Genomic DNA, 12,274 nt, shown 5'->3' with positions numbered 1-12,274 from the left:
TGTGTCTGGCACAGTAAAGGCACGCCCGGGCTCGCTCAATGACCCAAAATGACAAACTCCTAACCTTAATGAGCAGCCCCCCTTGGCAAGCCGGGCTGAGCGACCTACCCTAGTCGACGAATTCTGCACACGGTTACCGCTTTCGTTCTCATGCGTAAATTATTTACTTGTACCTTATTGACCGCCCTGGTCGCCGCTGGCGCAGGCTACGGATACTGGACCGGACAGCGCCCGGCCAGTCATTACTTGTCTGATCTGCGGGTGGAGCTGGCCATCAACGAGGGCGTTGATCAGGGCCGTGGCAATCTGCTGGGCATCGAGCCCGACCTGTCACCGCGCGACTTTCAAAGCCTGGACCTGGTGCGCTTGAAGCTCGCCGCGTACTTGAACAGCGCACGCAATGACGGGCTGCTCAACGATAAAACCGTGGTGGTGCTGCCTGAGCACATCGGCAGTTGGCTGGTGTTTGAGGGTGAGAAGAACGAGCTGTACCAGGCTGCCAATTTGAATGAAGCCATGCACATGCTGGTGCTCAGCCACCCGTTGGCCTTTGCCAATGCCTGGCTGCGCGCAGATGGCGACAGCCGGACCAACGATGCGCATCTGCGCATGAAGGCCCGTTCGATGGCGCGCGATTACCAGAGCCTGTTTGGCGGCCTGGCCAAAGAATTTGGCGTGACGCTGGTGGCTGGCAGCATCGCCCTGCCCGACCCGCGCATTGAGGACGGCAAGCTGGTACCGGGCAATGGCCCGCTGTACAACAGCAGCGTGGTGTTTGGCCGTGATGGCGCGCCGCTGGGCACACCGCAGCGTCAGTTGCTGCCGACCTACGAAGAGCAGAGCTATATCCAGCCAAGCCCCGATCATCAGTTGAATGTGGTCGACACCCCCGCCGGGCGCCTGGGCATTTTGATCGGCAGTGACAGCTGGTACCCCGAGCATTACCGAACCCTGAACGAGCACGGCGCGCAAATGATCGCCGTGCCGGCGTTCATCATGGGTAAAAACACGTGGGAACAACCCTGGGGCGGCTACAAAAGTGTGTTGACCCCCAGCGAGGTCAGCCTCAAGCCCGGCGAAGTGTCCGAAGGTGAAGCCTGGCACCGCCTGACGCTGATCAGCAGCGTACCCAGCAGCACGGCCGAAGCAGGCGTTACGGTGTTTCTGCGCGGCAAGTTCTGGGACAAACGCAGCTCCGGGCACGGTTTTATCAGCCGCGAGGGTCAGACCAGCGCCAATAACACCGGCGATGGTGCCCGCTTGTTGAACGTGTGGCTGTAAGACCATGAAACCGCTGCCGATGCGTTTGGGTGACCTTTCTGTCGGTTTTGTCGATTCCATGGCCGAGGCCATTCGCAGCCACGGCCATGACCCGCAGCCGCTGCTGGATCAATACGGGCTCGACCCGGCCCGACTGGCGCAGCCTTCGGCGCGCTTGTCGATCCCGCGTTACATGCGCCTGGGGCATGCCGCGATCGCACTCACCGGCGACCCGGCACTGGGCTTGCGCATGGGCCAATTGAGCCGCTTACCTCAGGCCGGGCTGGCCGGGGTCACTGCGGCTCAGGCCCCGACGGTGCGTGAAGCAGCCCGTACCCTCACCCGTTTTGAACCGTTGTACGGCTCCAACTATCGCGGCCAGTCGAGCTTGCACGAAGATGCTCAGGGCGCCTGGCTACGGTTTTACTCCATCAGCCCGTATAACGCCTACAACCGCTTTGTGGTGGACTCGATCATCGCGGGCTGGCTGCAACAGTTGTCGTCGGTGGCCAATCAAGCTTTGTGCTGCGAGCAGGTTGATATTGAGTTCAGCGAGCCGGAATACGCCGAGCACTACCGCTCATTGAGCGAGGCAACAGTGAACTTTCGTGCCGAGACCAATCAGATCCGCCTGAGCCACGCGACCCTGGATCTGCGCAACCCCGTGCACTGCCCGAGCACCTGGGCAAGCCTGCTGCAGGTGTGTGAGCGCGAACTGGAACAACTGACCCGCACCCGCAGCCTGCGCGAACGCATCACACAACTGTTGGGGCCTTTGCTCAATGGGGGCCGGGAACCGGACCTGGAAGAAGTGGCAGCACGTTTGAAGCTACCGACCTGGACCTTACGTCGCAAGCTGGCAGAAGAAGGCACGCAATTTCGCGCGATTTTGAATGACACGCGGCGAGATCTGGCCATGACCTATATCCGTGACACGGAACTGGCCTTTGGCGAGATTGCCTATTTGTTGGGGTTTGCCTCAGCCGAGGCGTTTCAGAGGGCCTTTAAGCGCTGGAACGCGGAGACTCCAGGAGAGTTCCGTCGTCGCCAGCGTCAATTGGCCTGATTCAAAGCTCAGTCGCGTCGTCAGCAGACTCTGGGGAGTCCAGCTCCGAAGCCTGATACTCGAGCAGTTCTTCTTGATAGTCGTCCATGGGTGCATCCTCTTAAAAGCCTATTGGTTCAAGTCATGCCTGAGTGGCGCTGGTTGAGCTTAAGGCGCGCGCATGAAGGTTAAATGACACCTTCGCGGGCCTGTCCAGCACTGACTTTAAACGTAGCAGACCTCTGAAATTTAGCACAAGCCTTTATTGTGCCGACGCAGGCTCTAGCACGGCGGGTACAGCAGGCTTTGGCGACTCGGCTGGCGGCGTGACGGGGGACGTTGGCGCCGGGGCAGCCGGTTCTGTGGTTTTCTCTGAAGGTGTTTCAACAGATTTCTCGGCGGCTGGCGGAGTTACCGCCGCCGGGGCCGCAGGCGTTATTGGAGCCACAGGCGCCGGAGTGACTGGCGTTTCAATCGGCACGATCGGCTGCAAGTCTGCAGGCGGCGCTACGGGCTTGAAGCTTGTGGCTTCTACTGCAGGCTCAACAGCGGGTGTTGGCGCAGGCTCAAGGGCCGCAGGCGTGGCAGGCGTTGCAGGAGCTGTCGGAGCCACTACCGGCGCCACAGGTGCTACTGGCACAGCCTGAGGCTTTACAGCGGCTTCAGGCACACCCAGCTCAGCCTTGGGCTTGTCATCGGTTGGTGTCACTTTTTTCGCATCCTTGGGCAAGAACGCTTCAACCAACGAGAAATAGCGGTCATAGAAATCCGGGGACGACACGGTTTCACTGGCCACCTTGACCATTGAGTCGTCGGACGAGCCGATCGGCATCGACACAGACCCCAGCACACCCACCCCGAGGCTGGCCGAGTTATTCACCTTTTTCAGCGCGTAACGGTCGAGCAAGGCGTTGGCGAACATGGTCGCGTGGTGCGCCGAGCCACCATCGTCGGCACACACCACGTTAAAGCTGATTTCCAGATGGCTTTCGCCACTTTGCTGGAAGCTCTTGTGGCCGCTGATCATTTTCGGATCGTTGCTGGTGATGATGTAGCCCTGACTCAGCAATGCCCGGCGCGCGGCTTCGCAAGAGACCTTGTCACTCACCGGGTAATTGCGCGAGAACGTGCCTGAATCATCGAAGCTTTCATGATCGTAAATCGTCGGCTTATTCGATGAACAACCTGCGAGGCCGGCCAGACACAAGGCAACTACCGCGGTACGCAAGGAGAAGGACATGGGCATTAACGATCCTGAAGAAAACGGTACGGGGCGTATTGTGCATCAGATCGCGTTTTTCGCGTGCGATTTGATTGCGTGTCGCCGCTGACGAGGTACAGTCGCGAAGGAATCGCAGGCACAAAAAAAGCGACCCTAAGGTCGCTTTCTTTGTAGCTTCAGAGAGTTCAAGGGCTCTGAAGCAAATATGGCGCAGCGGACGGGACTCGAACCCGCGACCCCCGGCGTGACAGGCCGGTATTCTAACCGACTGAACTACCGCTGCGTATCGCTCGGACTTGCGTCCGTTTGAATCTTTAAAACCGTTGATCGAGAAGCTTCGGTGCTTTTCAATCGCAAGCCAGGCTAACCTGACTTGTACAAATATGGCGCAGCGGACGGGACTCGAACCCGCGACCCCCGGCGTGACAGGCCGGTATTCTAACCGACTGAACTACCGCTGCGCGTCGGTTGGTTGCTTCGTTAAAAGCGACCTTCTCTTTCGAGAAACTCAAGAAGTGGTGGGTGATGACGGGATCGAACCGCCGACCCTCTGCTTGTAAGGCAGATGCTCTCCCAGCTGAGCTAATCACCCTTTGCTTCGTTGAGGCCGCGAAATTTACGCAGGTATTGAAGCTAAGTCAAGGACAAGGTTGAGTTTTTTTCAAAAAAAGCAAAAAAACTCAGTTACTCGTCATAAACCATTTTCTTGCTCATGCCACCGTCCACGACAAACTCCTGCCCGGTGACAAAACCGGCATTGCGCGACAGCAACCAGGCGACCATCGCCGCCACGTCTTCAACGGTCCCTACCCGGCCAGTCGGGTGTTGCGCGTGATCGGCGTCGGTTAACGGCTCTGCGCGGCGCACAGAAGGGTCACGTGCGTCGATCCAGCCGGGGCTGACAGCATTGACGCGGATCTCCGGCCCAAGGCTGATGGCCAGCGCATGGGTCAACGCCAGCAACCCGCCCTTGCTCGCCACGTAAGCCTCGGTGTCTGGCTCTGACTGGCGGGCGCGGGTGGACGCCAGGTTGACGATCGAACCGCAATGCGCGCGCAAATAAGGCGCACAGTGCTTGGCCAACAGCATCGGCCCGGTGAGGTTGACGGCCAGTACGCGGTTCCAGTGATCCAGATCGAGGCTTTCAAGGGTCATGTTGTGCGGATCGGCAATCGCAGCGTTCGATACCAGCGCATCCAGACGCCCGAACTGCCCCAACACTTGGGCCACACACTGAATCACGTCGGCCTCGACCGACACGTCCATGGCCACGAACCAGGCGCTGTCACCCAGCGCCTTGACCACTTTTGAGCCACGCGCACGATCAATGTCGGTCAGCACCACTTGCCAACCTTCACTGATCAACCACGCCGCAATCCCCAGACCAATGCCGCGTGCAGCACCGGTCACCAGTGCTACACGGCCATTGCCCTCAATCGCTGGTTCAAGCGCCCATTCGGTCACAGTACGGCCAAGCCTCGCGACAGGTCAGCTTGCAGGTCAGCTACGTCTTCCAGGCCGACCGCAATGCGGATCAGACTGTCACGGATGCCGGCCGCTTCGCGCTCTTGTGGCGCCAGACGACCGTGGGAGGTGGTCGCCGGGTGGGTAATGGTGGTTTTGCTGTCACCCAGGTTAGCGGTGATGGAAATCAGGCGGGTGGCGTCGATAAAGCGCCAGGCGCCCTCTTTGCCGCCTTTGACTTCAAAGCTGACCACTGCACCGAAGCCGCGCTGCTGGCGCTGGGCCAATGCATGCTGCGGGTGGCTCTTAAGGCCCGCGTAGTGAACTTTCTCGACGCCGTCCTGCTGCTCCAGCCACTCGGCCAGAGCCAAGGCGCTGGCGCAGTGCGCGCGCATACGCAGGTTGAGGGTTTCCAGACCTTTGAGGAAGATCCAGGCGTTGAACGGGCTCAGGGTCGGCCCGGCAGTGCGCAAAAAGCCGACGACTTCTTTCATCAGTTCGCTGCGCCCCGCCACAACACCGCCCATGCAACGGCCCTGGCCGTCGATGAACTTGGTCGCCGAGTGCACAACGATGTCAGCGCCCAGCTTGACCGGCTGCTGCAAGGCTGGCGTACAGAAGCAGTTGTCGACCACCAGCAGCGCACCCTTGGCGTGGGCAATTTCTGCCAGCGCGGTGATGTCTACCAGTTCCGCCAAGGGGTTGGACGGCGACTCCACAAACAGCAATTTGGTGTTCGGCTTGATCGCCGCATCCCATCCTTGCAGTTCGGCCAGCGGCACGTAGTCCACCTCAATGCCAAAGCGCTTGAAGTATTTTTCGAACAGGCTGATGGTCGAACCAAAGACGCTGCGCGAAACCAGCACGTGGTCTCCAGCGCTGCACAAGCTCATCACCACCGACAAAATGGCGGCCATGCCGGTTGCCGTGGCAACGGCCTGCTCCGCCCCTTCCAGTGCCGCGATACGCTCTTCGAACGCACGCACCGTAGGGTTGGTGTAACGCGAATAAACATTGCCCGGGACCTCACCCGAGAACCGCGCCGCCGCATCGGCAGCCGTGCGGAACACGTAGCTGGAGGTCAGGTACATTGCATCACCGTGCTCGCCTTCTGGCGAACGGTGCTGGCCAGCACGCACAGCCAAGGTGTCGAACGCTACGCCCTCGAGGTCGCTGTCCAGCCGACCGGCATCCCAATCCTGACTCATGCTGCCCACTCCTTGCCTTGTATATAAATGCTTTTAAGTAAGAACAATGCAAACCGGCCCATCAGGGCCGGTGTGTTGAAGCTTAGTTGTTGTACAAGCCTATCGTTGCACCGACGCCTTGAGCAATCACCTTGGAGGCATCATTGCGCGCACGCTCGATGCGGTCCAGATAGTTCTCGTCAATGTCGCCGGTCACGTACTTGCCGTCAAACACCGCGCAGTCGAACTTCTCGATCTTGATCTTGCCGCCACCGACCGCTTCGATCAGGTCCGGCAGGTCTTGATAGATCAGCCAGTCAGCGCCGATCAGGTCAGCCACGTCCTGGGTAGTCCGGTTATGGGCGATCAGTTCGTGGGCGCTTGGCATGTCGATGCCGTACACGTTCGGGTAGCGTACAGCCGGGGCTGCCGAGCAGAAGTAAACATTCTTCGCACCCGCTTCACGGGCCATCTGAATGATCTGCTTGCAGGTGGTGCCACGCACGATCGAGTCATCGACCAGCATCACGTTCTTGCCACGGAACTCCAGTTCGATGGCGTTGAGCTTCTGGCGCACGGATTTTTTACGTGCAGCCTGGCCCGGCATGATGAAGGTACGGCCGATGTAACGGTTTTTAACGAAGCCTTCGCGGAACTTGACGCCCAAGTGGTTCGCCAGCTCCAGCGCAGCGGTACGGCTAGTGTCCGGGATCGGGATGACCACGTCGATGTCGTGGTCTGGACGCTCGCGCAGGATCTTCTCGGCCAGCTTTTCGCCCATGCGCAGACGCGCCTTGTACACCGAAACGCCGTCGATGATCGAGTCCGGACGCGCCAGGTACACGTGTTCGAAGATGCACGGGGTCAGTTGCGGGTTTACTGCGCACTGACGGGTGTGCAGCTTGCCGTCTTCAGTGATGTAAACCGCTTCGCCCGGCGCCAGGTCGCGAATCAGGGTAAAGCCCAGCACGTCGAGCGACACGCTTTCGGAAGCGATCATGTACTCGACGCCTTCGTCGGTGTGACGCTGGCCGAACACGATCGGGCGGATGCCGTTAGGATCGCGGAAACCGACGATGCCGTAACCGGTGATCATCGCCACCACGGCATAACCACCGCGGCAACGGTTGTGCACGTCAGTCACAGCGGCGAAAACGTCTTCTTCAGTCGGTTGCAACTTGCCACGTTGCGCCAATTCATGGGCGAAGACGTTGAGCAGGACTTCCGAGTCCGAGTTGGTGTTGACGTGACGCAAGTCAGATTCGTAAATCTCCTTGGCCAGCTGTTCAACGTTGGTCAGGTTGCCGTTGTGCGCCAAGGTGATGCCATACGGCGAGTTGACGTAAAACGGCTGTGCCTCTGCTGAAGTCGAGCTACCTGCTGTTGGATAACGCACATGGCCGATGCCCACGTTACCAACCAGGCGCTGCATGTGGCGCTGATGAAACACATCCCGCACCAACCCGTTGTCCTTGCGCAGGAATAACCGGCCATTATGGCTGGTTACAATACCGGCAGCATCCTGGCCGCGGTGCTGGAGGACGGTTAGCGCGTCATACAGCGCCTGATTGACGTTCGACTTACCGACGATACCGACGATGCCACACATGCGACGCAACCCCTACTTAATGGATCTGAACTGAACACCGCTCACTTGGGCTGGATAGCCGGCAAGAGGTGCTCCTTGAACGGTAGATCAGCAGGTGCGCTGATACCGCTGGCCAACCATTGGCTACTCCACCCCAAAATGAGGTTTTTCGACCAATCGGCAACCAATAGAAATTGTGGCATGAGCCTGGACTCCTGCCACCACGAGTCTTGCTGCACCGGCCCCAGGCTCAAGAGCCCGACCCCCACGACCACCAGCAGCGCGCCACGCGCAGCGCCAAAGGCCATGCCGAGAAAACGATCGGTCCCGGACAACCCGGTGACGCGAATCAGTTCGCCGATAAGAAAGTTGATCATTGCGCCTACCAGCAAGGTGGCGACAAACATGATGGTGCACCCGACGATGATGCGGGCGGAAGGTGTTTCGATGTATCCGGTGAGGTACTGTGACAACGAACCGCCGAACATCCAGGCGACAACCCCGGCAATGATCCAGGTGCACAGCGACAGCGCTTCTTTTACGAAGCCGCGCTTCAAGCTGATCAATGCAGAAATGGCGATGATTGCAACGATCGCCCAGTCAACCCAGGTAAATGGCACAGTTCAGTCTACAGACAGATAAGGCGGCGCATTTTAGCAGAGTGCCGCCTCTCAAGTCAGGCGATTTATCAGTGCATTGGCTATCAGACCCAACCTTTTTATGCGCTTAGCCACGCTCAGGCTGGAAGCGCACCACAAAACCCTTGAGATTTTGCTGCTTGTCGAGAATGTCACGCATCCGATCGGCCTCTGCACGTTCCAGCAACGGCCCTACAAAAACCCGGTTCATCCCGCCAGACGATCGAACGTAAGCGTTATAACCTTGATTACGAAGGGTTTTTTGCAAGTTATCGGCGCTGGCACGATTGGACAGACTCACCAACTGGATCGACCAACTGATGGGCAAACCGTTAGGGTCTACACGCTTTTGCGTGGTGTCGAGCTTGGCTGGCGGCTGCGCCACCGTTTGCGCTGGCGTGACTGCAGGCGGCTTGGCGGGCGCTACCGGTTTGCTGACCACTGGTGCAACCGGCGCCGGAGCAGGTGCAGGCGCAGGTTTTGGCGCTGCAACCACGGCTTGCTCGACCGGCAGTTCCGGCTCTTGCTCAATGACTTGCGGCTCTGGCACCGGCACAGGCTCTACCTGAACCTGAGGCATGACGGGTGCTTGTGGCGCCGTCGGCGCATCGACCTGAACCTGGCGCTGCTCATCCTGACGCGAAAACAGCATGGGCAGAAAAATCACCGCCAGAGCGATCAGTACCAGCGCCCCAACCATCCGCTGCTTGAATACCTTATCCAGCAAAGCCATTTGCAGCCTCCTCCTTGGCGCGCCGCTCCAGCCATTCAAGCGCCTGAGCGACACAATAAAATGACCCGAACAGCAAAATTTCATCTTGCGGCGTAGCCCGTTCGCACTGCGCCTCAAGTGCTGCATCAACACTGTCGTACGGGGTAACCGATGCGCCCAACGCTTGCAGCGCAGCCTGCAACTCAGCCGCAGGGCGCGAACGCCCGGTGTTCAGTGGCGCGACTGCCCAATGCTCGACAACATCAGTGAGTTGCGACACAACGGCATCCAGATCCTTGTCTGCCAACAGACCAAACACCGCCAAACGCTTGCCCGCCAACGGTCGTTGTTGCAAACGCTTGCGTAAATACTCGGCAGCATGGCCGTTATGGCCGACATCCAGCAACAGGCTCAGCGGCTTGCCGTTCCAATTGATCTGGCGACGGTCAAGACGCCCGGTGACCTTGGTCGCCAACAGCGCCTTGATCACCGTCTGCGGATCCCAAGGCCACTGCGTCAGGGCATACGCCTGAAGCGCCAGCGCTGCGTTTTCCATGGGCAGATCCAGCAACGGCAAATCGCGCAGCTCGAGCGTTTGCCCTTGTGCATCACGCCCCTGCCAATGCCAGACAGTGTCGGCAATGGTCAGATTAAAATCACGCCCGCGCAGCAACAGCGGGCAAGCCAGCTCTTTGGCTTTGTCGAGCAGAGGTTGAGGCGGGTCAAGATCACCGCACAAGGCCGGCTTGCCCTGGCGGAAAATCCCGGCCTTTTCATAGGCAACGGATTCACGGGTATTACCGAGGTACTCCACGTGATCGACGCCAATGCTGGTGACCAGCGCCATGTCAGCGTCAACCAGGTTGACCGCATCCAGTCGCCCGCCCAGCCCGACTTCAAGCACCACAACGTCCAGTTGTGCGCGCTCGAACAGCCAGAACGCAGCCAGCGTGCCCATCTCAAAGTAGGTCAGGGATGTTTCCCCGCGACCGGCGTTCAACGCCTCAAAGGCTTCGCACAACTGCGAGTCCGAGACTTCAACCCCGTCGATCTGCACACGCTCGTTATAGCGCAGCAGATGCGGCGAGTTGTAAACCCCGACCTTGAGCCCTTGCGCACGCAGCAACGAGGCAACGAATGCACAGGTCGAACCTTTACCGTTGGTGCCAGTGACTGTCACCACCCATGGCGCGGGCTTTTGCAAGCCCATGCGGTTCGTTACCTCTCGTGCGCGGTCCAGCCCCATGTCGATGGCAGCCGGATGCAACTGTTCAAGATAGGCGAGCCACTCGCCAAGGGTGCGCTGGGTCATAGGTTTGCAGGTGCCGGTGGGACAACGACGGTTTCAACAGGCACAGCCACAAACTCAGGTGTTGGCAGGCCCATCATTTGTGCCAGCAGGTTACCCAGGCGCGGACGCAGCTCCTGACGCGAAATAATCAGGTCAATGGCGCCATGCTCCAGCAGGAATTCGCTGCGCTGGAAGCCTTCTGGCAGTTTTTCGCGAACGGTTTGCTCAATCACTCGCGGACCGGCGAAACCGATCAGCGCTTTTGGCTCAGCCACGATCACGTCACCCAACATCGCCAGGCTGGCCGAAACACCGCCGTACACCGGGTCAGTCAATACCGAGATAAACGGAATGCCTTCTTCACGCAGACGCGCCAGTACCGCAGAGGTCTTGGCCATTTGCATCAGGGAGATCAGCGCTTCTTGCATGCGCGCACCGCCGGAAGCGGAGAAGCAGACCATTGGGCAGCGGTTTTCGAGGGCGTAGTTGGCGGCGCGAACGAAGCGCTCACCGACGATGGCACCCATCGAGCCACCCATGAAGGAGAACTCAAACGCCGACACCACAATCGGCATGCCCAGCAGGGTACCGCTCATGGACACCAGAGCGTCTTTTTCGCCGGTCTGCTTTTGCGCGCCGACAATGCGGTCTTTGTACTTTTTGCTGTCGCGGAATTTGAGACGGTCAACAGGCTCCAGATCAGCACCCAACTCGTTGCGACCGTCAGCGTCCAGGAAGATGTTGATGCGTGCACGTGCGTCGATGCGCATGTGGTGATTGCACTTGGGGCAAACGTCCAGGGTCTTTTCCAGCTCTGGACGGTAAAGCACAGCGTCACAAGACGGGCATTTGTGCCACAGGCCTTCAGGTACCGAGCTCTTTTTGACCTCGGAACGCATGATCGAAGGAATCAGCTTGTCTACCAACCAGTTGCTCATGCTTTTTTTCTCCAGTACCGGCGACCTGAACACTGCGGTTCAGGCCCCGTGTATGCCCTTGAGCTTAATTCAATAAGTGTGTGGCGATGATTGTCCGGGAACAGCGGTCAGCCATGGCAAACCAGCGCATCCCTTTCAACCCTCAGCCTTCCCGACAACACGCCCTGAAGCGGTTGGCGCTTTAATTTCTGCCCGTCATGTCACCGGGCCCGCCCGTATCACGAAGCGGTAATGATGGACGGTGGCAGGCTGCCAACCGTCACATCGAGTATCAGTTTGTTGCGCGTACAGCCTGCATAAAGGCCCGAATCTTATCGTGATCCTTGATGCCTTTGCTCTTTTCTACGCCACCGCTGACGTCAACAGCGTAAGGCTGCACCTGAGCAATGGCTTGCGCCACGTTCTGCACGGACAGGCCACCAGCCAAAATAATCGGCTTGCTTAACCCTTGAGGTATCAGAGACCAGTCAAAGGCCTGCCCGGTTCCACCCGGCACACCCTCAACGTAGGTATCGAGCAAGATCCCGCTGGCAGAGGCGTAAGCCGCACAGGCTGCAGCAATGTCGTCCCCTGCTTTGACCCGTAGCGCTTTGATGTAGGGCCGGTGATAGCCCTCGCACTGCTCCGGGGTTTCATCGCCGTGAAATTGCAGCAAGTCCAGCGGCACAGCGTCCAGCGTTTCGTTCAGTTCACAGGCGCTGGCATTCACAAACAGACCCACGGTGGTCACAAACGGCGGCAGCGCGGCAATGATGGCCCGCGCCTGCGCGGCAGTCACCGCTCGTGGGCTTTTGGCATAAAATACAAAGCCAATCGCATCAGCCCTGGCGGCCACGGCGGCCAGTGCGTCATCTATGCGGGTAATCCCGCAGATCTTGCTGCGAACGGCTGACATGTAAGCGATACCCCTGAGCACGAGCGTGAAAGTG

11 protein-coding genes and 3 tRNA genes are annotated in these 12,274 nt (G+C 59.1%); 2 read left to right on the top strand and 12 right to left on the bottom strand.

The window, feature by feature from the left end:
• The first annotated feature begins 150 nt into the window (after nt 1-150).
• Together TU84_RS10705 and TU84_RS10700 are read left to right on the top strand one after the other, a co-directional pair.
• On the top strand, nt 151-1,281 hold the full coding sequence (locus TU84_RS10705; protein ID WP_048369026.1) for a carbon-nitrogen hydrolase family protein: 1,131 nt from the start codon (nt 151-153) through the stop codon (nt 1,279-1,281).
• Nucleotides 1,282-1,285: 4 nt separating this feature from the next.
• Complete coding sequence (locus TU84_RS10700) at nt 1,286-2,326, top strand: AraC family transcriptional regulator (RefSeq protein WP_048369025.1); 1,041 nt, start codon at nt 1,286-1,288, stop codon at nt 2,324-2,326.
• 241 nt (nt 2,327-2,567) lie between these two features.
• Here the strand turns inward: TU84_RS10700 and TU84_RS10695 are convergent, their stop codons facing one another.
• From TU84_RS10695 to TU84_RS10640, 12 genes are all read right to left on the bottom strand, one after another.
• Nucleotides 2,568-3,551, bottom strand: a complete 984-nt coding sequence (locus TU84_RS10695; RefSeq protein WP_048369024.1) for a DUF2242 domain-containing protein — start codon at nt 3,549-3,551, stop codon at nt 2,568-2,570.
• Between the two features lie 182 nt (nt 3,552-3,733).
• A tRNA-Asp gene (locus TU84_RS10690) sits at nt 3,734-3,810 on the bottom strand.
• A gap of 101 nt (nt 3,811-3,911) precedes the next feature.
• Nucleotides 3,912-3,988, bottom strand: a tRNA-Asp gene (locus TU84_RS10685).
• A 55-nt stretch (nt 3,989-4,043) separates the two neighbouring features.
• Nucleotides 4,044-4,119 (bottom strand) — tRNA-Val (locus TU84_RS10680).
• Between the two features lie 92 nt (nt 4,120-4,211).
• The gene (locus tag TU84_RS10675; RefSeq protein WP_048369022.1) at nt 4,212-4,991 is read right to left on the bottom strand and encodes an SDR family oxidoreductase; all 780 of its coding nucleotides are present in this window, start codon (nt 4,989-4,991) and stop codon (nt 4,212-4,214) included.
• On the bottom strand, nt 4,988-6,199 hold the full coding sequence (locus TU84_RS10670) for an O-succinylhomoserine sulfhydrylase (protein ID WP_048369020.1): 1,212 nt from the start codon (nt 6,197-6,199) through the stop codon (nt 4,988-4,990). The genes TU84_RS10675 and TU84_RS10670 overlap by 4 nt, the downstream gene beginning before the upstream one ends.
• Nucleotides 6,200-6,281: 82 nt before the next feature.
• Nucleotides 6,282-7,787 carry an amidophosphoribosyltransferase gene (gene purF / locus TU84_RS10665; RefSeq protein ID WP_048369019.1) on the bottom strand — a complete coding sequence of 502 codons (1,506 nt, stop codon included), beginning with the start codon at nt 7,785-7,787 and terminating at the stop codon, nt 6,282-6,284.
• A gap of 41 nt (nt 7,788-7,828) precedes the next feature.
• Complete coding sequence (locus TU84_RS10660; RefSeq protein WP_048369018.1) at nt 7,829-8,386, bottom strand: CvpA family protein; 558 nt, start codon at nt 8,384-8,386, stop codon at nt 7,829-7,831.
• 106 nt (nt 8,387-8,492) lie between these two features.
• Nucleotides 8,493-9,137, bottom strand: a complete 645-nt coding sequence (locus TU84_RS10655; protein WP_048369017.1) for an SPOR domain-containing protein — start codon at nt 9,135-9,137, stop codon at nt 8,493-8,495.
• Nucleotides 9,121-10,428: a bifunctional tetrahydrofolate synthase/dihydrofolate synthase gene (folC, locus tag TU84_RS10650; RefSeq protein WP_048369016.1), complete on the bottom strand. Its 1,308-nt coding sequence runs from the start codon at nt 10,426-10,428 to the stop codon at nt 9,121-9,123. Before folC ends, TU84_RS10655 begins: the two co-directional genes overlap by 17 nt.
• On the bottom strand, nt 10,425-11,345 hold the full coding sequence (accD, locus tag TU84_RS10645; protein ID WP_048369015.1) for an acetyl-CoA carboxylase, carboxyltransferase subunit beta: 921 nt from the start codon (nt 11,343-11,345) through the stop codon (nt 10,425-10,427). Before accD ends, folC begins: the two co-directional genes overlap by 4 nt.
• A 271-nt stretch (nt 11,346-11,616) precedes the next feature.
• Nucleotides 11,617-12,240, bottom strand: coding sequence for a phosphoribosylanthranilate isomerase (locus TU84_RS10640; RefSeq protein ID WP_048369014.1), 624 nt, complete (start codon nt 12,238-12,240; stop codon nt 11,617-11,619).
• Between the last annotated feature and the right edge of the window lie 34 nt (nt 12,241-12,274).

The sequence above is a fragment of the Pseudomonas helleri genome (assembly GCF_001043025.1).
GTDB lineage: Bacteria > Pseudomonadota > Gammaproteobacteria > Pseudomonadales > Pseudomonadaceae > Aquipseudomonas > Aquipseudomonas helleri.
The sequence above is the reverse complement of the archived record's forward strand: the minus strand, read 5'-3'. Positions and strand labels throughout refer to the sequence as shown.